The organism is Bradyrhizobium sp. CB2312, from assembly GCF_029714425.1.
Taxonomy (GTDB): domain Bacteria; phylum Pseudomonadota; class Alphaproteobacteria; order Rhizobiales; family Xanthobacteraceae; genus Bradyrhizobium.
On record NZ_CP121668.1, the window covers coordinates 5,573,806 to 5,597,529 of the forward strand.

The following is a 23,724-nucleotide window of genomic DNA, read 5'->3' on the forward strand; positions in this document are numbered from 1 at the left end:
AAGCCTCGACTTTGGTGCAGCGGCGGGTGAGCGCTTTCTCCTCTTGCTCCTCTTGGGGTTCTCGATGCGGAGACACCCCCACCCCGGCCCTCCCCCGCAAGCGGGAGAGGGAGCGCACCTACGTCGTTGCAACGGCAGCTTTCATCAAGCTCAGGCGTGCTGCGGCGGGGCGAGCGTCTGGGTCTGCGCCGTGTGCGGATCGGCCAGCGGCATCTCGCCGTGGCCGTCGCCTGCGGGAGCGAAGCTTGCCGCCATGGCCTGGTTGAGCAGCATCGCTGCGGCGAACGCTCCGCCCTGGATCACGACGTTGCTACCGCTGCCGCCGTCGAGGACGTCAGCACCTCCGCCGCCGATCAGGACGTCATCGCCTGCCCCGCCGCTCAGCGTGTCGTTGCCGGAACCGCCGATCAGGACGTCGTCGCCGTTGCCGCCATTGGCGACGAGCTGGATGCCGCCGTGCAGGCCCGAGGCCGTGATGACATCGTCGCCATCGAGACCGTTGATGACGATCCTGTCGCTCGCGCCGGCATCGGTGATGTTGATGTCCTGGCCAAGCCCCGACACCGTGATGATGCCGTCGTGCTCGGTTACCGTGATGACATCACTGCCGCTGGTGCCGTTGATGTTCACCGTGTCGGCGGCACCGTCATTGGCCCCGAGGTCGAGATTGATCTGGTTCACGCCGGTCCCGGAGAGATCGCCGACCGTGATGTTGTCGGCGCCACCCAGGGCGTTGAAGTTGATGTGCTCGACGCCGTTGAGATCCATCGCTATGGCGGCGACGTCGCGGGTGAACAGCACCCGGCCGCCATTGGCCGAGATGTTGATGTTCTCGCTGATATTGGCACCGTTGAACTGCAGGGTGTCGGTGCCCTTGCCGCCTTCGACGACGTCGCTGCCGTCGCCGGGATTCCAGACGAAGGTGTCGTCGCCGGCTCCGAGATTGGCGACATCGTTGCCGCGGCCGCCGTTCACGATGTCATTGCCGGCGCTGCCGGTGATGGTGTCGTTGCCGTCGCCACCGTTGATGTCGAGGCTGAACGGCTGCCCTGCCTTGATCGTGGACGCGTTGATGACGTCGTTGCCGCCACCGCCGTTGACGCTGAGCACGTCACCGGCATCGGAGTGAGCGATCGTCACCTGCGCCGCAAGGCCGTTGACCACGATCGAGCTGCCGGAGGTCGTCACCGAGATGTTGTCGTCTCCGGCACTGCCGTTCACCGTGACGCGGTCCGCAGCTCCATCGCCGCTCGTGCTGCCGGGGCCGGCGCTGAGGTCGATGGCGACCTGCGTCACCCCGGTCCCGGTCAGGTCGTTGACGGTGATATTGTCGGCCCCGCCGGCAGCCGCGATCTGCACGTGCTCGACGCCATCGAGATCCATGACGATGGCACCGACGTCGCGGGTGAGCAGCGCACGGGTTCCGTTCGCCGAGATCGACATGTTCTCGGCCACATTGGAGCCGTTGAAAACCAGCGTATCCGTATCCGCGCCGCCCTCGACGGTGTCGCTGCCATCGCCAGGATTCCACGTGAAGAGATCGTCACCCGCACCGAGATCGGCGACGTCGTTGCCGCGGCCGCCGGTGACCTTGTCGTTGCCGTCACCGCCGATCAGGAGATCGGCGCCCTGACTGCCGGTGATGGTGTCGTTGCCCGCACCGCCGTCGAGGGTCAGTCCGATCACCGCGGGAAGCGCGGACGCGTCGATGACGTCGTTGCCGCCGAGCGCCTGGATCACCAGACGGTCGTTGGCCGCTTCCGCATTCGCGATCGTCACGACTTCCGGCAGGCCTGTCACCGTGGCCGTGGTGCCCACGGCCGTGACCGTGATGTGCTGGTTGCCGTTGGTGCCGTTGACGGTCACTGTATCGGCCGCGCCGTCGCCTTGCGTGCCCCCGGGCGTGGCTCCGAGATCGACCAGCACCTGCTTGACGCCGGTGCCGGTGAGATCGCCGACGGTGATGTTGTCGGCACCGCCGCGCGCATCGAATTCGATCTGCTCGACGCTGTTGAGGTCCATCGTGATGTTGGCGACGTCGCGGGTGAAACGCACCCTTCCGCCATTCGCCGAAATGTCGATCTTCTCGTTGATGTTGGCGCCGTTGAACAGCAGCTTGTCGTTGCCCGATCCGCCTTCGACCGTGTCGCTGCCGTCGCCGGGATTCCAGATGAAGGTGTCGTCGCCCGATCCGAGCTGGGCGACATCGTTACCGCGTCCGCCATTGACGATGTCGTCGCCGGAGCCGCCGATCAGCAGGTCGTTGCCGTCGCCGCCGGTGATCCTGTCGTTGCCTGCGCCGCCGTCGAGCGTCAGCGAGATCAGGGGAGCGAGCCCGTTGCCCGCGGTGATGACGTCGTCGCCGCCGCCGGCGTGCAGCACCAGATTCTCCGTCGTGCCGATGTCGAGCGAAAACGGTGCAGCACCCGTGCCGTCGAATCGCACGCGCGTGCCGTTCGCCACGATCGTGAACGTCTCGGAATCATTGCTGCCGTTGACCTGCGCCGTGTCGCTGCCGTCACCACCCTCGAACAGATTGGTGCCGCCGCCGGGATTCCAGATCATGAGGTCGTTGCCAGCTTCGCCGAACAACTGGTTGTCACCGCTGCCGCCGTCGAGCGTGTCGTTGCCCGCGCCGCCGAACAGCAGATCGTTGCCGCCGCCGCCCTTGATCGTATCGTTACCGGCCTGGCCGAACAGCAGGTCGGCACCCGAGCCGCCCGTGATCTTGTCGTTGCCGTCGCCGCCGAAGACGTGCACCGCGGGCATCGGGCCGTTGGATTCGTTGACGGTGATCGTGTCGTCGCCGCCTTGACCGAAGACGTCAATCTCGTTGGTGTTGGTGACGGTGGGATCGCCGCCGACAGTTTTCACAGAGCCGTTGTTGACCAGGATGCGACCGGACTTGTCGCGGCCGATCACGACGCCGTTATTCGTAGCGTCTCCGAAGATGCTGAGCTGGCCCGTAACCGGGGAAAAAACAGAGGTAATAGACATCCAAATGATCCTTCGATCGATCTAGCCCCTCATCTCAACCCGTAGCAGCCGCGCACGTGACAATCTTGAAGCGTCGCTTGAGACGCGCGTGATTATTCTGGAGATTTCCTTCAGTTTTGCTTCGGGCTACGTTTCCACGGCGGATGCAATGACTCTCACGTGAGAGTCGCGCGATCACGCGTAACGACCGCGTGATTTTCACGAGCGCGTTCGACGAGGCTGGCGTCTCGCGCGCGAGCGCGCCGCCCGAACGAAATTGCACCTGTGGTCTCGGAGAGCGCGGAGTTGAAGCACCGATTGCAAGCGCGACTGCCGGCGAGCGCGACCGGGGAGATCACGGTTCACTCCAGCGCAACTGCGATCAAGGGACGCAAGGCCGGTTGACGGTCGAGACGAGCATGCGCGGCCGATCGCTTACGTCGCCGACTTTTTCTTCGGCTTCGGCTTGGCCGCCTTCGGCACGACCGGCGCTTCCGGCGTGCCCTCGATCGAGGACAGGCGGCCGGAGGTGAACGTGTAGATGCCGGCCCGCGGACCGGTGGTCCAGGTCACCACCGCAACGCGGCGGCCGGCGGCATCGTTGGAGAGATTGACGCTGGAGGGCGCGCCGATGCCGCGCACGACGTCGCATTCGGTGTGGCCGAGCGCGACCGTGCCGCCCACGGGCGCGGGTGCCGTCGTCGACGCATTGGCATCGGCAGGTCCCGGAGGTGGCGTCATGCCGGCACAGGCGCCGTCGGCGCTGACCAGATCCTCTGCCGTCACCGGCTTGTCGGGCGTCAGCGGCGGCGATTCGATCGAGATGCTCTTGATGAAGAGGCGGCCGGGCCGTTGGAACCACTCGGCGTCCTTCGACAGCAGGTCGGTCCCGCCCGAACAGCCAGCGACCAGCGGTGCGAGGACTGCGAGCGCAATTATGAACGAGCTGGGAAGCTTTTGATGTCGCACGATAAACTAAATTCCCCGCGTGAAGGACGAGCCCTAAGCGTTTGTCCCAACATCACTTTGCGGCACGAAATTGACCAAAGCCAGCATCGCCCGAAAAGTGCAAATTATCATTAATTGCGATCGACCGCTAATTCCGGCGCTGCCACCGGCCCCGCTCGTCGGCCTGCCAATAGGTGACATCAAATCCCCGCGCCTTGCAATCCGTCCAAGTACTGCGTGCCAAAGCGAGCGCATCCGGATCGTCACCGTTGAACAGCAGCACCATGCGCTCATAGCCCTGCGCGTCCTCGGGCAATGCGGCGTTGTCGACCAGGAAGCGGACATTGGCGCCGTTCGGATTGTCCTCCGCGATCGCCAGCAGGATCGGCTGATCGGCGGCATCGTTCACGCGCCATGTCGCGTGCGGCAGGAAGGAATCGTCGCGATAGGTCCATAAATGCGCGTCGAGTGCATCGGCGCGCTCCTCCGAGGTCGACTGCACGACCACGCGCCAGCCGCGCTCGAGCGATTTCTCGAGAAGCGGCGGCAACACGTTCTCCACCGTCATGTTTTGCAGATGGTAGAACAGCACTTCAGTCATCGTGGATCATTTGCGCTCGTAGTGATCTGCCACCAGCCGATCCAGCAGGCGGACGCCATAGCCGCTTCCCCAGCTCTGGTTGATGTCGGTCTTCGGCGCGCCCATCGCGGTGCCGGCGATGTCGAGATGCGCCCACGGGGTGCCATCGACGAAGCGCTGGAGGAACTGCGCCGCGGTGATCGAGCCGCCGTGACGGCCGCCGGTGTTCTTCATGTCGGCGAACTGGGAATCGATCAGCTTGTCGTATTCCGGACCGAGCGGCATGCGCCAGACCTTCTCGCCGCTCTCGATGCCGGCCGCGAGCAGGCGCTCGGCCAGCTCGTCATTGTTGGAGAACATGCCGGCATGCTCGGTCCCGAGCGCGACCATGATCGCGCCAGTGAGTGTGGCGAGATCCACCATGAATTTCGGCTTCACCTTTTTCGCGACGTACCAGAGCACGTCGGCCAGCACGAGGCGGCCTTCGGCGTCGGTGTTGATGATCTCGATGGTCTGGCCCGACATCGAGGTCACGATGTCGCCCGGCCGCTGCGCATTGCCGTCGGGCATGTTCTCGACGAGGCCAATGGCGCCGACCACGTTGGCCTTCGCTTTACGCGCCGCCAGCGCATGCATCAGGCCGACGACGCAGGCAGCTCCCCCCATGTCGCCCTTCATGTCCTCCATGCTGCCGGCGGGCTTGATCGAGATGCCGCCGGTGTCGAAGCAGACGCCCTTGCCGACGAAGGCGACCGGCGCATCGCCCTTCTTGCCTCCGTCCCAGCGCATGATCACGGTGCGGCTCGGCCGCGCCGAGCCCTGGCCGACGCCGAGCAGCGCGCCCATGCCGAGCTTCTGCATCGCCTTGACGTCGAGCACCTCGACCTTGACGCCGAGCTTGCGGAGCTGGGCCGCGCGGCGCGCGAATTCCTCGGGGTAGAGCACGTTCGGCGGCTCGTTGACGAGGTCGCGCGCGATGACGACGCCGTCGACGACGTGGCCGGCCGAGGCGAACGCCTTCTTGGCCGCACCTGCATCGTCGACCGCGAGCGCGATTTCGGCGCGCAAGCCGCCCTCCTCGCCCTCCTTCTTCTTGGTCTTGTAGCGGTCGAACTTGTAGGCCCGCAGCCGCAGGCCCGAGACAATCGCGACCGCCTGCTCGCTTGTCATGGCGCCCCCTGGCAATTCCGCCATGATCGTCATGGCCGAGGCCTCGGCGGAGAGCTTGCTGGCGGCGACGCCGCCGAATTTGAGGAAATCGTTCGCCTTCAGGCTTGCCGCCTTGCCGCCGCCGATCACGACCAGCCGGGTGGCCTTCACCCCCTCCGGCGCCAGGATGTCGAGCGCCGCGCCGCTTTTGCCCTTGAAGCCGGCGGTGGACGCCGCCCGCTTGACCAGATCGGTCGCGCCGCCGAGCACCTTCGCGGTGGCCGGGCCGAGCTTCAGGCCGTCGTCGCAGAACACCACCAGGATGCCACGGGGGGCGGCAGACAACGGGACAAAGCCGACCTTGATGGCATCGGACATGAGTAACTCCTTCAAAACATCAGGCTTTTCGCCCTTCCTCGGTTCCGGCAAGGGGCCGGAGCTGAACGGCGATTCACTGGACTTTGCGCACTATGGGCCAGCGGCCCGGCAGATGCCAAGCACCGCCGTGGCCGCCAGGCCACAACGAGCGAAATATTAACCATATGTTGAGGGTGCCACGGGGCAGCCATTTTGTTGACGGATCAAAGGGATGGTAGTGAGAAAGTAAGCCGACGGAAGAACTGCTGGTCCGACCTTGGGGATCCCCTTGCGGGATTGGTTGGACGGGTGGCATTCCGAGGCTGCGTCGGGGGCTTGGTGGGATTCGTGCGGTAGCGCATGGGGTCAATTGATAGGTATATTTTCCGCACGACGCTGGCGTCGTTTGCGCTGGTCCTGGTCAGCCTCACCGGCGTGATCTGGATTACGCAGGCGTTGCGCGGCATCGACCTGATGACGAGCCAGGGTCAGACCATCCTGACCTTCCTCGGCATCACCAGCCTCGTCGTGCCGGCGCTCGTCCTGATCATCTCGCCGATCGCGCTGATGATCGCGATCTCGCACACGCTGAACAAGCTCGCGACCGATTCCGAGATCATCGTGATGAATGCCGCCGGCTTCTCGCCGTTCCGGCTGTTCTTTCCGTTCTTCTACGCCACCTGCGTGGTGGCTGCGCTCGTCGCCTTCATCGCGGCCTATCTCGCCCCCGACGGCATGCGGCGGATCAAGCAGTGGGACGCCGAGATCACCGCCGACGTGCTCACCAACATCCTGCAGCCCGGCCGCTTCGCCCAGCTCGACAAGAACCTGACGATCCGGATCCGCGAGCGCCAGCCCGGCGGCATCCTCGCCGGCATCTTCATCGACGACCGCCGCGATCCGAACGAGCGCGTCTCGATCGTCGCCGAGCATGGGGAGGTCGTGAAGAACGAGAACGGCTCGTTCCTGGTGCTCAAGGACGGCAATCTCCAGCGCTTCGAGGCCGGCAAGCGCGATCCCGCGCTGGTGGCGTTCGGCCGCTACGGCTTCGACATGTCGAAATTCGGCAACCAGGGCCGTGACGTCACCCTCGGCATCCGCGAGCGCTATCTCTGGGAGCTGTTCTCGCCGTCCGAGGATGACCCCGTCTACAAGCAGATTCCCGGGCAGTTCCGCTCGGCCCTGCATGACAGCCTCTTGGCGCCGATCTATCCCTTCGCCTTTGCCGTGCTGACCTTCGCCTTCCTCGGCGCACCTCGCACCACCCGCCAGAGCCGCAATTTCTCGATCGGCTCCTCGATCCTCGCGGTGTTCGGCCTGCGCATGGCGGGCTTTGCCTGTTCGGTGATGGCGGTGAAATCGCCGGGCCCGGTGCTGGTCCAATACGCGATGATTTTCGGCGCCATCGGCGTCGGGCTGTGGATGATCATCGGCGGCATCGTCGTCGAACCGCCGCCCGGCCTCATGGAAGCGATCAACAGATCGAACGCCCGCATCGCGCGGCTGTTTGGACGACCGGCCACCGCATGAGCATGCTCACCAATACGCTCGGGCGCTATTTCGCCGGACGCTTCGTCGTCGCGGCGCTTGGCGTGTTTGCGAGCATCTTCCTGCTGCTGGTGCTGGTCGACTACATCGAGATGGTGCGCAAGACCTCCGGCCTTGCCTCCGCCTCCGCGCTCATGGTCGCCGAGACCTCGCTGTTCCGGGTGCCGCAGCTCCTGGAGAAGCTGACGCCGTTCTGCATGCTGATCGGCGCCATGACCTGCTATCTCGCCCTCTCCCGCCGGCTCGAGCTCGTGGTTGCGCGGGCCGCCGGCATCTCGGCCTGGCAGTTCATCTCGCCCGCGCTCGGCAGCGCGCTGCTGATCGGGGTGATCGCCACCGTCGCCTACAATCCGATGTCGGCGAATCTGCGCGAGCTCTCCAAGCGCATGGAGGCCGAGCTGTTCGGCTCGGCGCCGGGCGGCGGCATCCAGGACGCCACCGGTTTCTGGCTCAACCAGGTGACCAGCGACGGCCAGACCATCATCAATGCCGCGCGCAGCGAGCAGCAGGGCGTGCGGCTCACCGGGCTCACGCTGTTCCGATTCGACACAGATCAGCACTTCAAGGAGCGGATCGAGGCGCGTGAAGCCACGCTCGAATCCGGCCATTGGCTGTTCAGGGGCGTCCGCCGCTTCACGCTGGACTCACCGCCGGTCGACCAGGCCACGTTGGAGATTCCGACGACGCTGACCGAGGCGCAGGTCCGCAACAGCTTTTCCACACCCGAGACTGTGTCCTTTTGGCAACTACCGAGCTACATCCGCTCATCGGAAAGCTCGGGCTTCGCGACAGCCGGATACCGACTCCAGTATCAAAAGCTTCTGGCGCAGCCGTTTTTGCTGGCTGCCATGGTGATGCTCGCGGCCTCCGTGTCGTTGCGTTTCTTCCGGATGGGCGGCGTGCAGAAGATGGTTTTGAGTGGCGTGGGCGCAGGCTTTCTGCTCTACGTTCTATCGAAAGTGACTGAAGACTTGAGCAAGGCTGAGTTGATGCATCCGATCGCTGCGGCGTGGTTGCCCGTGGTGGTGGGCGGCCTCACCGGCTTTTTGGCCTTGTTGTACCAGGAGGACGGTTAGTGACTGCCGTCCGTCGAGGACCCGTGTCTCGTTTGACGCGGCGCACCGTGGTGCGCGCGAACGGATGCGGCTTGTCCATTCGCAGGCTCCTGCTCGCCGTCGTCACGGCTGCCTCGTTTGGCGGACTGATCGATGTCGCCGCGGTGACGCCGGCCGCGGCCCAGAGCTTCACCTACAATCCGCTGCCGCCGCGTCCGAAGCCGCCGAAGGTCGCCAACGACAACCAGATGCTGGTTCAGGCGACCGAGGTCGATTACGACTACAACAATTCGCGCGTCTCCGCGGTCGGCAACGTCCAGCTGTTCTACAACGGCACCAGCGTCGAGGCCGACAGGGTCATCTACGACCAGAAGACCAAGCGGCTGCATGCCGAAGGCAACATCCGCATGACGGATGCCGACGGCAAGATCACCTATGCCGAGATCATGGATCTCTCCGACGACTACCGCGATGGTTTCGTCGATTCGCTGCGCGTGGACACCGCCGACCAGACCCGCATGGCCGCGAGCCGCGCCGACCGCTCCAGCGGCAATTACACGGTGTTCGAGAACGGCGTCTACACGGCCTGCGCGCCGTGTAAGGACGATCCGAAGAAGCCGCCGCTCTGGCAGGTCAAGGGTGCCCGCATCATCCACGACCAGCAGGAGAAGATGCTGTATTTCGAGACGGCGCAGCTCGAATTCTTCGGCGTGCCGCTCGCCTACATGCCCTATTTCTCGACGCCCGACCCGACCGTGAAGCGCAAGACCGGCTTCCTGATGCCGGGCTTCACGTCGAACACGCCGTTCGGCTACGGCGTCGAAATCCCGTTCTACTGGGCGATCGCGCCCGACATGGACCTGACCTTCAACCCGCGCTTCACGACCAAGCAGGGCGTGCTGTTCCAGGCCGAATACCGCCAGCGCCTGATGGACGGCGCCTATCAGGTCCGCGTCTACGGCATCGACCAGCTCGACCCGGGCGCGCTTGCCGGTCAGCCCGGCGACCGCCAGTTCCGCGGCGCCGTCGACACCAAGGGCCAGTTCGCGCTGAACGACAAGTGGGTCTGGGGTTGGGACGGCGTCCTGATGTCCGACTACTATTTCTTCTCGGACTACCGGTTGTCGCAGTACCGCGACCCGCTGGGCTCGTTCCTCTATCTGCCGACCGACGCGCTGTCGCAGCTCTATCTGACCGGCGTTGGCAATCGCAGCTTCTTCGACGCGCGCACGATGTACTGGCTGAGCTACTCGGGCAACCAGAGCCAGGTGCCGATCGTCTATCCCGTGATCGACTATTCGAACGTGCTGAACTATCCGGTGTTCGGCGGCGAGTTCAGCTACAGGACCAATTTCACGAACCTGTCGCGTGACTCGGCCGTGTTCGATCCGATCACGACGTTGGCCAACACCAACAGCCTGTGCACGACGGCGTCGGCCGATCCGCTCGCCCGCACGCCGTCGCAGTGCCTGCTGCGCGGCTTCCCCGGCACCTACACGCGCCTCACGGCCGAAGCGCAGTGGCGCAAGTCCTACACCGATCCGTTCGGCGAGATCTGGACGCCGTTCGCGATTCTGCGCGCCGACGCGGTCAACTCCTCGGTCTCCAACCAGCCCGGCGTGTCGAACTTCCTGCCGGTCGGCGACACCCAGGCATTCCGCCTGATGCCGACCGTGGGTCTCGAATACCGCTACCCCTTCATCAACGTTCAGCCCTGGGGTTCGACCACCATCGAGCCGATCGCGCAGATCATCATCCGCCCGAACGAGACCTATGCCGGCAGGTTCCCCAACGAGGATGCCCAGAGCATGGTGTTCGACGCCTCGAACCTGTTCAGCGTCGACAAGTTCTCCGGCTACGACCGCGTCGAGGGCGGCGGCCGCGCCAATGTCGGCGTGCAGGCCACCACCCAGTTCGACAGGGGCGGTGCCGTCAAGGTGCTGTTCGGGCAGTCCTACCAGCTGTTCGGCCTGAACTCCTACGCGGTCCAGGACTCCATCAATACCGGTCTTGATTCCGGCCTCGACAAGCCGCGGTCCGACTACGTGGCGAGCGCCGCCTACTCGCCCAACAGCACCTATACATTCAGCGTCCGCTCGCGCATGGACGAGCAGACCTGGAACGTGGAGCGCTTCGAGGCCGAAGGCCGCGCCAACTTCAATCGCTGGTCGATGAGCGTGATGTACGGCAATTACGCGGCACAGCCGGAGCTCGGCTATCTGAACCGCCGCGAGGGCATCCTGACCTCGGGCTCGATCAAGGTCGCGGCCAACTGGGTGGTGACGGGCTCGGCGCGCTGGGACCTCGAGGCCAACAAGATCAACCAATATGTGCTCGGCGCCGGCTATGTCGACGATTGCTTCGTGCTGGCGGCGAACTATGTAACTTCGTATAGCTACTCCGCGGGCACCGCGCCGCCCGTGCTGAGCCACGCGTTCATGTTCCAGATCGGCCTGCGCACGCTGGCGACGTCGACAGGCAGCAGCAGTTCCGCGGGCCTCCAGTGAACGGTTTGAAGTCCCGGCCGCGTTTGCCTCTTCGCAGGCTTACGACGGCGGGCATGCGAGCGACACTCATGACGACCCCATTGCCTGTCTTCCGCTTCCTCCTCGCCATCAGTGCCGGGCTGGTCCTGGCCGGCCTCCCCTCGCCGTCGCGCGCGCAGAACATCGTCGTCATGGTCAACGGTGATCCGATCACCGATTTCGACATCGAGCAGCGCTCCAAGCTCGACCAGCTGACGACGCAGAAGACCCCGAGCCGGCAGGAGGTCATCAACGAGCTGATCGACGACAAGGTGAAGATCAAGGAAGGCAAGAAGTACGGCGTCGACCCTGGTGTCTCCGACCTCAACCAGTCCTATGACGGCATGGCGCAGCGCATGCGCATCTCGCCGGAGGCGCTCACCAAGTCGCTCGAGTCCAAGGGGGTCCGCCCCGAGACGCTGAAGGGCCGCATGAAGGCCGAGATGGTCTGGACCAGCCTCGTGCGCGGCCGCTTCAAGGAGAAGCTGATGGTCGGCGAGAAGGACGTCGCCGACAAGGTGCGCGAGGGCGGCAACGAGAAGCTCCAGATCGAGGGCACCGAATACAAGATGCAGCCGATCGTGCTGATCGTGCCGCGCGGCTCCTCCCCTGCGTTCCAGGAGACGCGGATGAAGGAAGCCGAGCAATATCGCTCGCGCGTCGGAAGCTGCGAGGAAGCCAATTCGCTGTTCCGCTCGACGCCGAACGCCACCATCCGCGAGAGCGTCACCAAGACCACGGCGGACCTGCCGGAGGCGCTGCGCAAGGTGCTCGACGACACGCCGATCGGCCATCTGACCGCGCCGGAAGTGACGAGGGCCGGCATCGAGATGGTGGTGCTGTGCTCGCGCAAGCCGACCACGATCGACACGCCGAAGAAGCGCGAAATCCGCGAGAAGATGTATCAGGAGAAGTACGAGAAGACCCAGAAGGCCTATCTCGATGAGCTCCGCAAGGCGGCGATGATCGAATATCGCAACCGCTGATGGCCCGCGCTCCGATAAAGCCCCTCACCCTGACCCTGGGAGAGCCCGCCGGCATCGGCCCCGACATCACCATTGCCGCCTGGCTCCGGCGAGCCGAGCTGAACCTGCCCCCGTTCTATCTGCTCGGCGACGAGGCCTTCCTCGCCCGCCGCGCCAAGGCGCTCGGCGTCGATCTCAGGATCGCTGCGGTAAGCCCGGCTGAGGCCGCGGCCGCCTTCACCGACGCCCTGCCCGTCGTCGCGACCGGCGAGCGCGCGAGCGCCGAGCCCGGCACGCCCGACGCATCGAGCGCGCCGGCCGCGCTCGCCTCGATCCGCCAGGCGGTCGCGGATGTCCGCGCGGGCCGCGCCGGTGCCGTCGTCACCAACCCGATCGCCAAGAGCGTGCTGTACCGCGCCGGCTTCCGTCATCCCGGCCACACCGAATTCCTCGCCGAGCTTGCCGCGGAGAACGGCCGCGTGCCGCAGCCGGTGATGATGCTGTGGTCGCCACGGCTCGCCGTGGTGCCCGTGACCATCCACGTCTCCTTGCGCGAGGCGCTCACCCAGCTGACGAGCGAGCTGATCGTCTCCACCGTGCGCATCGTCGCGAGCGAGCTGAAATCGCATTTCGGCATCGAACGGCCGCGGATCGCGATCTCCGGCCTCAATCCGCATGCCGGCGAGGACGGCTCGCTCGGCCATGAGGAGCAGACCGTGATTGCGCCGGCGCTCAAGGTTCTGCGCAACGACGGCATCGAGGCCAGGGGCCCGCTGCCCGCCGACACCATGTTCCACGACGCCGCGCGCAACACCTATGACTGCGCGGTCTGCATGTATCACGACCAGGCGCTGATCCCGATCAAGACGGTCGCGTTCGACGACGCCGTCAATGTCACGCTCGGCCTGCCCTTCATCCGCACCTCGCCCGATCACGGCACCGCCTTCGACATCGCCGGCACCGGCAAGGCCAATCCGGCCAGCCTGATCGCGGCGCTTCAGCTCGCAGGCCGCATGGCGGCTGCAAAACCCTGATGAGCGCGATCGACGACCTCCCGCCGTTGCGCGAGGTCATTCGCCGGCACGCGCTGTCGGCCCGCAAATCGCTCGGTCAGAATTTCCTGCTCGACCTCAACCTCACCGCGCGCATCGCGCGTGCGGCCGCGCCGCTCGAAGACTCCACCATCGTCGAGATCGGCCCCGGGCCCGGCGGGCTGACCCGCGCGCTGCTCGCGCTCGGCGCCCGGCGCGTCATCGCCATCGAGCATGACGAGCGCGCGATCCCGGCGCTGGAAGATATTTCCGCGCGCTATCCCGGCCGGCTCGAGATCGTGCATGGCGATGCCATGACCTTCGACCCGCGACCGCTGCTTGGAGGTGAACGCGCGAAAATCGTCGCCAATTTGCCCTACAACATCGCGACGCAGCTGCTGATCAACTGGCTCACCATCGAGCCGTGGCCGCCCTGGTACGACATGATGGTGCTGATGTTTCAGCGCGAGGTCGGCGAGCGCATCGTTGCGCGCGAGGACGAGGAGGCCTATGGCCGGCTCGGCGTGCTCGCCAACTGGCGCTGCGAGACCAAGATCCTGTTCGACATTTCGCCGTCGGCCTTCGTGCCGCCGCCGAAGGTCACCTCGTCCGTCGTGCGCCTGATACCGCGCGCCGAGCCGCTGCCCTGCGATCGCAAGCTGCTCGAACAGGTCGCGGCCGCAGCTTTCGGCCAGCGCCGCAAGATGCTGCGGCAAAGCCTGAAGTCGCTCGGCGTCGATCCGGCGCGGCTCGCACAGGCGGCCGGCGTCGATGCGACGCGGCGCGCGGAGACCATTCCGATATCGGGCTTTGTTGCCATGGCCCGTGAATTGGCCAATATACGAAACGAAGCTGAATAACAGGAATTCCGGAGGAGAGAATATGGCGTTGATGCGTCGGCAGTCGCTGGTCAAGTTCGATGCGCCCTTGTGCGAGACCATCGTCGACACGCCCAAGCCGCAAGGACGCGAGGTGCTGGTGCACATCGAGCGCTGCGGCCTCTGCCACTCCGATCTGCATATCCAGGACGGCTATGCCGATCTCGGCGGCGGCAAGAAGCTCGACACCACGCGCGGCATGACGCTGCCCTTCACGCTCGGCCACGAGATCGCGGGCGTCGTCGATGAGGTCGGCCCTGACGTTCCGGCCGGACTCGTCGGTGCCAAGAAGGCGGTCTTCCCCTGGATCGGCTGCGGCCAGTGCCGCGACTGCAAGAATGGCGACGAGAATCTCTGCGTGAAGCAGCGCTTCCTCGGCGTCTCCATCGACGGCGGCTTCGCCACCCACGTGCTGGTACCCGACGCGAAATATCTGCTCGACTACGATCCGCTGCCCGTCAACCAGGCTGCGACGCTGATGTGCTCCGGCGTCACCGCCTATGGCGCGCTCAAGCGCCTGGTCGACCGTCCGCGCCAGCGTAACCTGTTGCTGATCGGTCTTGGCGGCGTCGGCATGATGGGCCTGTCGTTCGCGCAGGCCATGTTCAAGCAGCCGATCACGGTCGCCGATCTCTCCCCAGCCGCGCGCGAGACCGCGCTGAAGAACGGCGCAGCGGTTGCCTACGATCCGTCCGAGCCCGACGTGATCAAGCGTATCCTGAAAGAGACCGAGGGGGGCTTCGACGAGATCGTCGACTTCGCCGGCAACGAGAAGTCGATGGCGTTCGCAGTGGCAGTGGCCGCGCGCGGCGGCAAGGTCGTCGTCTCCGGCCTCATGGGCGGCCAGTTCACGCTGCCGATGGTGCAATGGGTCTACAAGCGCCTGACCGTCGAGGGCTTCATGGTCGGCACGCTTGCCGAGGCCCACGAGCTGATGGCGCTCGCCCGCGCCGGCAAGATAAGGCCGACGCCGATGCGCGAGGAGCCGATGGGCGACGTGCAGAAATGGATCGACGAATTGCGCGCCGGCAAGGTCGTCGGCCGCATCGTTCTGAAGAACTGACGGCGCAATTCGCGGCGAGGCGCGGGTCTCGCCGCCTCTCTCTTCCGCAATCAACTCGGAATTGACGAAGGCGGGGTTCCGGATTGGGGAACCTCGCGCGTGCGGATCATTGTCCTTACCAGCACCCTTCGGGAATTCTGGTGAGACCATGCAGATCATCCGACGCTTTCTGGCCGAGGAGTCCGGCGCCACCGCGATCGAATACGGCCTGATCGCCGCCGGTATCGCGCTGGCGATCATCACGGTCATCAACAATCTCGGCACGTCGCTGAAGACGAAGTTCGGCTCGATCAGCAGCTCGCTGAAGTAACGCTCGACTTTTGCTCAAGGGCACGACACCGCGCGGAACGGCTCGGGCTGCTCCGCGTTGGCAGCGCATGTCCATTCGCTGCACCGTCGAAAGCGCATTCTTCATCGCCTGGAGCGCCCTCGAGAAGAGCGGCGAGCTCGGCCCGCCGGACGAGTCTGCGAACATCATTCTCGACGCCATCGAAGCGCAGCTCAGGCTAGGCGAACGCCGACAGCTGATGCTCGCCAACCGGGCGATCGATGCGTACCGCGCGCATGCAGCGCACAGCCGCTTCCTTCACGACTGCGAAGCGCGCTTCGGCTGACGGTCATCGCCCCTCGGGCCGCCGGCCCCCTGCGGCGTTCGAGCAGGTACGGGCCGGCGGTCCGTTGGGCAGAGCGCACGCGGTCCGACGCCCGGCGGTGCCAACACTACACCGCTCCGCACCGCCGCTATGTTCACTCCTGCACAGAGCCCGGCGAAGCTACAGCAGCGTGGCGCCATGCGGCTGACGCTTTACGAATTTCCGTAAGCTCGCCTCCCGACTTTTCAACGTTCGCAAAGGCCTTGTGTGCACTTTGGAACCGTCGGTTCCTCCGCGGAAACGTAGGGTTCTGGCCGGTGCCGATTCCCGGCCAGAGAAAAACACGTGACCGGTCGGCCCTCGAACGATCTCCTCCAGCAGCTCAGCCTTCAGGATTTCGAACTGCTCGCGTCGCACCTCCAGCCGGTCGAACTCGAGGCCAGCCACATCCTGCATCACGCCGGCGACGACGTCGCGGTGGTTCACTTCCCCTGCGGCCCGACTCTGGTGTCGTTCGCCGTGCCGGTCGAGGACGACCGCGAGGTCGAAAGCCTGCTGGTCGGCCGCGAGGGCGCGATCGGCATCCCTGCCGGCCGCAACCCTTCGCTGGCCTATTCACGCATCGTCGTGAAGCTCGGCGGCACGCTCGTGCGGCTGCCGCTGCGCGCGCTCGAGCAGGCGCAGCAGAGGTCGGCGACGCTCCAGGAGCTGTTCTCGCGCCATGCGGACTGCCAGTTCGCGCAGTTGCTCCAGACCGCGGCCTGCAACGCCGCGCATTCGATCGAGCAGCGCGCCGCCAAGTGGATCCTCTCGGCGCGGGAGCATATCGGCGGCCCCGAAATCCCCCTCACCCACGAGCAGCTCGCCGGCATGCTCGGCGTGTCCCGCAGCTATGCCAGCCGCGTGATCCAGATGTTCAAGGCCAGGCGCATCCTCGCGACCCGGCGCGGCGCCATCCTGATCCTCGATGCATTGGCACTCGAAGCCAGGGCCTGCTCCTGCAACGACTCGGTGAAGCGGCATTTTGACGAAGTGCTGGGCGGGATGGCCGCCGCGGAGGGATAGTCATTTGGTCGCTCCGCGTTCACCGCACCAACTGCTGCTTGAGATGCAGATAGGCCGGATTGAAATCCCCGAGCCGCTGCAATTCGCGCCATTTCAGCACGATCAGCTCGCCCTCGCGCAGATCCATGGCGCCACTCCGCCTGAGTTCGGCGAGCGTCCGGTTCACGGTCGCAATCGCCATGCCCAGCGCCTCGCCGAGCTGGACGAGGCTGATCGGCATGCGGCAGCGGTTGCCGCGGACGAGCTGCGCGACGCGGGCGCGGTAGAACAGCTCGCAGAACAAATGCGCCATGCGCGCCTGCATCGGCCGGGCGCTGTTGTTGGTGATGGCCTCGCGGAAGATCGCGGCATCGCGCAGCGTCTCGCGCCACACCGCCATTCCAAACGTCGGCCGCCGCCGGAAGGCGAAGAACAATTCGCGATGCGGGATGAAGGCGACCGTGGCGGGCCCGAGCGCACAGAGCGCATGGTCCATCTGGTCGATGAACAAGCCCTGCGAGTCCGGCAGGTCTCCGGAAAGATGGAACGCGAGATATTGTCGCCGCCCGCTGCCGAGCAGGTGGTAGCGCGCCACCGTGCCGGAGACGACCAGCGCCGAATGTTCGGGCTCGTCGCCCTGCCGGATGAAATCCTCGTTCGGCGCGAAATCGCGCTGGGTGAAGCTGAGCGCGCGGATCTCGGCGACATCCTCCCCGGCGAGCTCCGTGTGCTTGCCGAGGTTCCGGATCAGCACATCGTGGGCTTTTTCCATGGCGGCCGCCAAAATCACGCCGGTTCTATCAAATGATACGTCCGGCCTGCGTTCAGCGGACTAGAACGCGAACCGGAAGCACAGGTTGCTAACGGGGTCGCGACGACGCCGCATCGCCCCCTCCCGTCACCCGATTGCGGATCGAGCCGCCCCTCATGAGCCCTACGACCATCCTGGAGCGCGTCCGCCGCCTGTTTGCAGCGGATCCGGACGCGCACCTCGACAGCATCAGCGACGCCTTCCTGAACGGCACACTGGCTGAGCCGGTGCTCCCGATGTCGGATCAGGAACTCGCGCGTGCCATCCGCGAGTTCCGCAGCCAGCCCGTATCCGACTGGGCCGTGGCCAAGCTGTCGCGGCGCCTGCGCGAAGCGTCCGCGCCGCGCGAGCGCTGAAGCGCACCTGCTCTCATGCCACATCCGAAGTTCATCGCGCGTCTCCAGGCGATCGAAGGTCTCTCCGAACACGAACGCCACCAGATCGCCGGCCTGCCGTCGACGCTGCGCCAGGTCGCGGACGGCGAGATCGTGCTGCGCCAGGGCGAGGCCGCCTCGCGCTGCGTCTTCGTCGTCAGCGGCTTCCTCTACCAGGCCCGCATCGTCGGCGACCGCAGCCAGATCCTGGCGTTCCACGTTCCCGGCGACATGCCGTGCCTGCACACGCTGCTGGTCTCGCCGATGGACGCCGACCTCGTCGGCCTCGGGCCGACCATCGTCGGCTACGTCGCGCACGCCCAGCTCAAGCAGCTGCTCGACGGCTCCTTGCATCTGATCCGCGCCTTCTGGCGCGAGACGCTGATCGATGCGGCGATCTCGCGGCAATGGATCGCGCGCCTTGGCGCCCAGGCCGCCCTGCCCAAGGTGGCGCATCTCATCTGCGAGCTCGCCGCAAGGCTGGAGATCGTCGGCCTCGTCACCGATGGATGCTTCCAGATGCCGATGACACAGCGGCACGTTGCTGACGCTTGCGGGCTGTCGATCGTCCACGTCAACCGCACCATCCAGGAGCTGCGGCATCGAGGCCTGATCGCATGGGAAGGCAGCGAGATCGAACTGCTCCAGCCCGACGAGCTGCAAGCGCTCGCCGATTTCAGGCCGGACTATCTGACCTGAGCGCAATCGTCTGGGTATCCCGGTGCTCGGCCCGATGGATCATCAGCGTCATGTTCCCGTTCGATGAACCCACCGCGAGGAAGCTTGATTTAAGTCAAATCAGACACCGGTGAGAAGCTGAGGTTCTCGCAAGGCGCCGATCCTCACGGCGCAGTATCGCGTCGGTGTTGCACGGCCCCCCAACTCACGGAGGAACGCCATGCTTCGATATATTCTCGCTGCGCTGGCAGCTCTCGTCCTGATCACCGCGAGCCTGATGCCAGATGAGGCATATGCCCGCCGTGGCGGCGGCGGATATCATGGCGGCGGAGCCATGCGCGGCGCTCACGTCCGAGGTGGAGCTGTTCATGCCGGACGTGTCGGCGGATACCGCGTGGCGGGTCGCGGCTATGGATATCGCCCGATACCTGGACGGCCGGTTGCCAGGGGTGTTTACCGCAATGCGGCCTATCGCGGCGCCTACAGAGGCGCAGCCTATGGTCTGGGAGCAGCTGCGGTAGGAGCCGCCGCAGCAGGAGCTTACGGCTACTATAACAATACCAGCGGCTGCACTTACGATACCTACGGCAATTGGGTTTGCCCGGGTCAGTACGGCTATCGCTACTGACCGAAATTGCTTCGGCGCGGACGGCCCTGCGCTTCGCGCGGTGCGAGGTACGTGGATGCCCGGGACGAACCCGGGCATGACGACCTCTCGGAATGCTCGCGTGCGATTGATTGTCCTGTGACGTTCACCGGCGCCGGCCGCGTCGCGGGACGCAGCGGTTCCGGCGCCTGGCGGCGCTGCGACGGCTGCGGCGGAACCGGGAGCTCGACGGAGCAATAACGTTCAATAACGTTAAGGAAAATGCCTTAATTCGCGGTGGAACCACCACCGCGCGGGCCCAATTCAAGCCACATCCTCTCCGGATTTGCGGCTCAATGCCACCCAAGTCTTTGATGACAAAGCGGTGGTTAAGAGTTGCGTCATGCGTAATCGGGAGACCAGGATGGGCAACCGCACCGCAAAGTTCATATCCGCGCTGATTGGCAGCATCATTGCCGGCGCGCCCATAGCGGCCGTATCGCAGAACGCACCGGCTGCATCGAGCCCGGCCAGCGACGCCGCCGACTGCCTTGCCTCGCCGAAGGGCATCGCTCCGCAAGGCCAGCACTGGTACTACCGCCTCGAGCGCTCGACCAAGCGGCAATGCTGGTATCTGCGCGCCGAAGGCGGCAAGGACAATGCCAAGGATGGCGCAAAGCCGGTGCAGACCGCGGCCGAAACACCCGCAGCGGATTCAGCCGCGCCGACGCAGCACCCGGTGCAGGACGCACGCGCCGAATATCTGAAGCCGCGGACCCCGGCCGCGCCCGCACAGCTAGCTCCGACGGCGCCGGCGCCGATGCAACAGGCTGCGGACCCCGCCGCTGACAGCAGCGCGCAGCAGCCCGCCGTCGCATCGCCCTGGCCTGATGCCTCCACGGCCACTTCACCCGCGCCGCAGCCGGCGCCCGCGCCTGTCGCAACGCCAAGCACAAAGGCTACAAAATCGGCTGCGCCCGTGGCGCTCGCGGCCGCAGACAGCAGCACCGACAAGCCGGCCGGCTCGATCCAGATGCTGCTGCTCGTGATCGGCGGCGCGCTGGCGCTGGCCGGCGTCCTCGCCAGCATCATCTACCGCTTCGCGGGCAGGCGCGCCCGCCAGGCCGACCGCCGCGCGCATTGGGACGATTGGGAGCCGCAGGACGAGAATCCGAGCCGCGCTCCCTGGCTCGATGACGCCTCGCGCGTGCAGAAGGCCGGCCCGGTGGATTTCGATGCCGTGCGTCCTCTGGTCATACAGCCCCAAGCCGTGCAGCCGAAAGCCGTGCAGCCGAAAGCTGCGCAGCCAAAAGCCGCACAGCTCGCCGAATTCAGCAGTGCAATCGGCAGGATCGCAGCGCACGCCGCGCCCGCTCGCAAAGTGATCGCAGATCTCGACGAGGCCGACATATTCAACGGCGAATTCAAGATCGAGGCGTCAGCGCCGCAGCTCGCGGCCAACGACGCTTCCGACGAAGCGCCGGCCGATCGCGAGGCGGATGAGGACAAAGAGGATGCGGTCGACATCGACGTGATCACGGCGATGCTGGAACGGCTGGCGCAGGAAGGGCCGCGGCTGAGGCAGCCTAGCCTTGAAGCTGACCTTGCAGACTTCGCACAAATCCCACGAGGCCAATCCGCCGCTCGCGCTTGAGGCGCTCGGCCTTCAGGATCGACTGCACCTCGGCGAAGGCCTCGTCGACGTCGTGGTTGATGACGATGTAGTCGTATTCGGCCCAGTGGCTCATCTCGTGGCTGGCGCGGCTCATGCGCTTGCGGATCACCTCGTCGGAATCCTGCGCGCGCGAATGCAGCCGCTTCTCGAGATCTGCCGCCGACGGCGGCAGAATGAAGACACGAACCACGTCGACGCTCGCCTTCTGGTGCAGTTGCTGCGTGCCCTGCCAGTCGATGTCGAACAGTACGTCCTGCCCGGCCGACAGGGCCGCCTCCACTGGAGCACGCGGCGTCCCGTAGAGATTGTCAAACACGGTGGCCCATTCGAGCAGCTCGCCCTGCTCCACCATCGTCTCGAACTTGGACTTGCTGACGAAGAAGTAGTCGCGCCCTTCGACCTCTCCCGGCCGCATCTGACGCGTGGTCGCCGACACTGACATTTTCAAGCCGGGCTCGCGCTCCAGCAGCATGCGCGACAGCGTCGTCTTGCCCGCGCCCGACGGCGAGGACAGCACGAACATCAAGCCGCGCCGCTCGACCCCGTCAGTTCTGTGACCGCCTGTCGTCATCGATCACTCCAGATTCTGGACCTGTTCGCGGAACTGCTCGACCACGTTCTTCATGGCGAGCCCCGTATTGGTCAGCTCGATGTCGTTCGACTTCGAGCAGCAGGTGTTGACCTCGCGGTGAAACTCCTGGGCCAGGAAGTCGAGCTTGCGCCCGATCGGGCCGCCCTTGCCGATCAGCTCGCGCGCCTGCGCGATGTGCGAGGCGATGCGGTCGAGCTCCTCGCGGATGTCGGCCCTGGTGGCGATCAGGATCGCTTCCTGCATCAGGCGGTCGGAATCGAAACGGTCGGAGGTGTCGAGCAGCGCTGCGATCTGCTCGGCGAGCCTCGCCTTGATCGCCTCGGGCTTGCGGCCCGGCGCGGCTTCTGCCTGCTTCGACAGCTGCTCGATCTCGTCGACGCGCTGGGTCAGGATCTGCCCGAGCGAGGTACCCTCGCGCTTGCGCATCGCGACGAGCTCGGCGAGCGCCTTGTCGAAGGCCTCGGCCGCGGCAGCGCGCGCGGCCTTGTCCTCCTCCTCGTCGCCCTCGGGCTCGGCGACCTCGACGACGCCCTTGATGGCGAGCAGGCCGTCGATGCTCGGTGCCACGGCGTCGACCTTGCCGGAGATCAGCGCGGCGGCCTTGAGCACGGCGTTGAGCACGTCCTCGTTGACGCGGACCGAAGCGGCGGCGTTGGCGCGCTTGACGTTGAGATTGGCGTAGACGGTGCCGCGCGAGAGCAGTTCGCCGGCGCGCTTTTTGGCGTGGGCCTCGAGCTCCTCGAACCCCTGCGGCAGCCGTACCCTGAGGTCAAAGCCCTTGGCGTTGACCGACTTCAATTCCCATTCGAACGTATACGGCCCGCTTGCGCCGTGGCTTCGGGCAAAGCCGGTCATGGACGACAGCGCCATCAGGTCAATTTCTCCGGAAACGCAGGATTCGCGAGGCATCAAGCCACGCGAATCTTAAGACTATTTTGCAGGAAAGTGGAATCCGCAAAGTCCCGTAGCGGACCTGCAGCCAGCCTAGCGCTGGACCACCGGCGGCGAGGGCTGCACCGCGCCCTGCCGGGCCGGTGCGGGAGCCGCCGGGCGGGGCGGCGGCTTCTTCTGCTGGTTGGGCCGCGCCGGCGTGGTCGCGGTCGGCGTATCGGCCGTGGCGGGCGCGCCAGCGGCCGGCGGCGGCGCATCCTCGGCCGGCTCGACCGTGTCGTTCTGGATCTGCTTCTCCATCGCGCGCAGCTTGGCGACGTTCTTCTGGTGCGCGTCGTAGGTCTCGGTGAAGGCGTGCCCGCCGGTGCCGTCGGCGACGAAATAGAGGTCGCGGGTGCGGGCCGGGTTGGCGGCGGCTTCCAGCGAGGCGCGGCCTGGGTTGGAGATCGGGCCCGGCGGCAGGCCCTCGATCACATAGGTGTTGTAGGGCGAAGGCTGCGTGATCTCGCTGCGCTTGATCGGGCGGCCGAGCGTGCCCTTGCCGCCGACGAGACCGTAGATGATGGTCGGATCGGACTGCAGCTTGATCCGCTGCTTCAGGCGGTTGACGAACACGGCGGCGACGCGGCTGCGCTCGTCCGGCTTGCCGGTCTCCTTCTCCACGATCGAGGCCAGCGTCACCAACTGCTCGGGCGACTTGACCGGAATGTCCTGGCTACGGCGCTCCCAGATCTCGGCCAGCACGCGCTTGTGCGCCTGCTGCATGCGCTGGATCACCTGCTCGCGCGTGGTGCCACGCGGGAACTTGTAGGTCTCGGGCAGAAGCGTGCCCTCGCGCGGCAGCTCGCGGACGCTGCCGGTGAAGATGTCGTTGTCGGACAGCCGCGCCACGATCTGCTCGGAGGTCAGGCCCTCCGGTATCGTCACGGCGTGCTGCACCACCTTGCCCTCGACGATGGTGGCGATGACGTCGCGCAAGGACGCATTCTTCTGGAACGAATACTCGCCCGGCTTGAGGTCGGAGCTCGCCTTCAGCGCGGCAACGCTCGCAATGAACACCCATGGGTTGACGTCGGTGACGCCTTCCCGGTTCAGCGTCTCGGCGATGTCGCGCTTGCCCGCACGCTGCGGGATGTTGACGATCTTGTCTTCCTTCAGCGGCCCCGCCGCCTCGAGCACCTGCCGGCCGTAATAATAGACCCCGCCGGCGCCGAGCATGGCGATCAGCAGCAGGGTGATGATGGCATTGCCGACGACCACGAAGGGATTGCGCGCGCGGTCCGATCGCTTCGGCGGCGGCGGGACCTGCTCGGGCTCAAGCGCTGCCCGCGGGCTCCGGGGCGAAATGGGCGGCCTTTCACTCATCGAAGCAACCTGAATCCTGCCGGTTCAATCGCGGCCTGGC

Annotated in this window: 22 protein-coding genes; 14 read left to right on the forward strand and 8 right to left on the reverse strand. The window is 65.8% G+C overall.

Annotated features, from left to right (window positions below):
* Positions 1–150 precede the first annotated feature (150 nt).
* The 4 genes from QA642_RS27420 to QA642_RS27435 form a co-directional block, all read right to left on the reverse strand.
* Positions 151–2,997 carry a calcium-binding protein gene (locus QA642_RS27420; protein WP_283079635.1) on the reverse strand — a complete coding sequence of 949 codons (2,847 nt, stop codon included), beginning with the start codon at positions 2,995–2,997 and terminating at the stop codon, positions 151–153.
* A gap of 414 nt (positions 2,998–3,411) precedes the next feature.
* Positions 3,412–3,945, reverse strand: coding sequence for a hypothetical protein (locus tag QA642_RS27425; RefSeq protein ID WP_283079636.1), 534 nt, complete (start codon positions 3,943–3,945; stop codon positions 3,412–3,414).
* Between the two features lie 127 nt (positions 3,946–4,072).
* Positions 4,073–4,525 (reverse strand): DNA polymerase III subunit chi, encoded by a 453-nt coding sequence (locus QA642_RS27430; RefSeq protein WP_283079637.1) that lies wholly within the window; start codon positions 4,523–4,525, stop codon positions 4,073–4,075.
* A gap of 6 nt (positions 4,526–4,531) precedes the next feature.
* Positions 4,532–6,031 carry a leucyl aminopeptidase gene (locus tag QA642_RS27435; protein WP_283079638.1) on the reverse strand — a complete coding sequence of 500 codons (1,500 nt, stop codon included), beginning with the start codon at positions 6,029–6,031 and terminating at the stop codon, positions 4,532–4,534.
* Positions 6,032–6,370: 339 nt separating this feature from the next.
* Between QA642_RS27435 and lptF the strand changes: the two genes are divergently transcribed.
* The 10 genes from lptF to QA642_RS27485 all read left to right on the forward strand — a co-directional run bounded on the left by lptF (position 6,371) and on the right by QA642_RS27485 (position 16,733).
* The gene (gene lptF, locus QA642_RS27440) at positions 6,371–7,540 is read left to right on the forward strand and encodes an LPS export ABC transporter permease LptF (RefSeq protein ID WP_283079639.1); all 1,170 of its coding nucleotides are present in this window, start codon (positions 6,371–6,373) and stop codon (positions 7,538–7,540) included.
* Positions 7,537–8,634: an LPS export ABC transporter permease LptG gene (lptG, locus tag QA642_RS27445; RefSeq protein ID WP_027557596.1), complete on the forward strand. Its 1,098-nt coding sequence runs from the start codon at positions 7,537–7,539 to the stop codon at positions 8,632–8,634. Before lptF ends, lptG begins: the two co-directional genes overlap by 4 nt.
* Before the next feature lie 71 nt (positions 8,635–8,705).
* A complete protein-coding gene (locus tag QA642_RS27450; protein ID WP_283079640.1) occupies positions 8,706–11,120 on the forward strand; it encodes an LPS-assembly protein LptD in 2,415 nt (804 codons plus the stop codon).
* Positions 11,121–11,188: 68 nt separating this feature from the next.
* Positions 11,189–12,124: a SurA N-terminal domain-containing protein gene (locus tag QA642_RS27455; RefSeq protein WP_283079641.1), complete on the forward strand. Its 936-nt coding sequence runs from the start codon at positions 11,189–11,191 to the stop codon at positions 12,122–12,124.
* Positions 12,124–13,137 carry a 4-hydroxythreonine-4-phosphate dehydrogenase PdxA gene (gene pdxA, locus QA642_RS27460; protein WP_283079642.1) on the forward strand — a complete coding sequence of 338 codons (1,014 nt, stop codon included), beginning with the start codon at positions 12,124–12,126 and terminating at the stop codon, positions 13,135–13,137. The genes QA642_RS27455 and pdxA overlap by 1 nt, the downstream gene beginning before the upstream one ends.
* Entirely contained in the window at positions 13,137–13,994 is an 858-nt protein-coding gene (rsmA, locus tag QA642_RS27465; RefSeq protein ID WP_283079643.1) for a 16S rRNA (adenine(1518)-N(6)/adenine(1519)-N(6))-dimethyltransferase RsmA, read from the forward strand. The genes pdxA and rsmA overlap by 1 nt, the downstream gene beginning before the upstream one ends.
* A gap of 22 nt (positions 13,995–14,016) precedes the next feature.
* A complete protein-coding gene (locus QA642_RS27470) occupies positions 14,017–15,075 on the forward strand; it encodes an alcohol dehydrogenase (RefSeq protein WP_283079644.1) in 1,059 nt (352 codons plus the stop codon).
* Between the two features lie 148 nt (positions 15,076–15,223).
* Positions 15,224–15,385, forward strand: a complete 162-nt coding sequence (locus tag QA642_RS27475) for a Flp family type IVb pilin (protein WP_283079645.1) — start codon at positions 15,224–15,226, stop codon at positions 15,383–15,385.
* A gap of 67 nt (positions 15,386–15,452) precedes the next feature.
* A complete protein-coding gene (locus QA642_RS27480) occupies positions 15,453–15,689 on the forward strand; it encodes a hypothetical protein (RefSeq protein ID WP_283086992.1) in 237 nt (78 codons plus the stop codon).
* Between the two features lie 324 nt (positions 15,690–16,013).
* Positions 16,014–16,733: a Crp/Fnr family transcriptional regulator gene (locus QA642_RS27485; protein WP_283079646.1), complete on the forward strand. Its 720-nt coding sequence runs from the start codon at positions 16,014–16,016 to the stop codon at positions 16,731–16,733.
* Between the two features lie 19 nt (positions 16,734–16,752).
* Here QA642_RS27485 and QA642_RS27490 read toward each other — a convergent pair whose 3' ends face one another.
* The gene (locus tag QA642_RS27490) at positions 16,753–17,484 is read right to left on the reverse strand and encodes a Crp/Fnr family transcriptional regulator (protein ID WP_283079647.1); all 732 of its coding nucleotides are present in this window, start codon (positions 17,482–17,484) and stop codon (positions 16,753–16,755) included.
* A 155-nt stretch (positions 17,485–17,639) separates the two neighbouring features.
* Here QA642_RS27490 and QA642_RS27495 point away from each other — a divergent pair, with 155 nt between their 5' ends.
* The 4 genes from QA642_RS27495 (at position 17,640) to QA642_RS27510 (ending at position 20,815) form a co-directional block, all read left to right on the forward strand.
* Entirely contained in the window at positions 17,640–17,879 is a 240-nt protein-coding gene (locus tag QA642_RS27495; protein WP_283079648.1) for a hypothetical protein, read from the forward strand.
* Between the two features lie 15 nt (positions 17,880–17,894).
* A complete protein-coding gene (locus QA642_RS27500) occupies positions 17,895–18,596 on the forward strand; it encodes a Crp/Fnr family transcriptional regulator (protein WP_283079649.1) in 702 nt (233 codons plus the stop codon).
* Positions 18,597–18,795: 199 nt separating this feature from the next.
* Complete coding sequence (locus QA642_RS27505; RefSeq protein ID WP_283079650.1) at positions 18,796–19,203, forward strand: hypothetical protein; 408 nt, start codon at positions 18,796–18,798, stop codon at positions 19,201–19,203.
* Between the two features lie 382 nt (positions 19,204–19,585).
* Complete coding sequence (locus QA642_RS27510; RefSeq protein WP_283079651.1) at positions 19,586–20,815, forward strand: hypothetical protein; 1,230 nt, start codon at positions 19,586–19,588, stop codon at positions 20,813–20,815.
* Here QA642_RS27510 and gmk read toward each other — a convergent pair.
* The 3 genes from gmk to mltG all read right to left on the reverse strand — a co-directional run bounded on the left by gmk (position 20,748) and on the right by mltG (position 23,684).
* On the reverse strand, positions 20,748–21,407 hold the full coding sequence (gmk, locus tag QA642_RS27515; RefSeq protein WP_283079652.1) for a guanylate kinase: 660 nt from the start codon (positions 21,405–21,407) through the stop codon (positions 20,748–20,750). The two genes, QA642_RS27510 and gmk, sit on opposite strands and share 68 nt — an antisense overlap.
* Positions 21,408–21,410: 3 nt before the next feature.
* A complete protein-coding gene (locus QA642_RS27520; RefSeq protein WP_283079653.1) occupies positions 21,411–22,298 on the reverse strand; it encodes a YicC/YloC family endoribonuclease in 888 nt (295 codons plus the stop codon).
* Positions 22,299–22,412: 114 nt separating this feature from the next.
* Complete coding sequence (gene mltG, locus QA642_RS27525; RefSeq protein ID WP_283079654.1) at positions 22,413–23,684, reverse strand: endolytic transglycosylase MltG; 1,272 nt, start codon at positions 23,682–23,684, stop codon at positions 22,413–22,415.
* Positions 23,685–23,724: the final 40 nt, after the last annotated feature.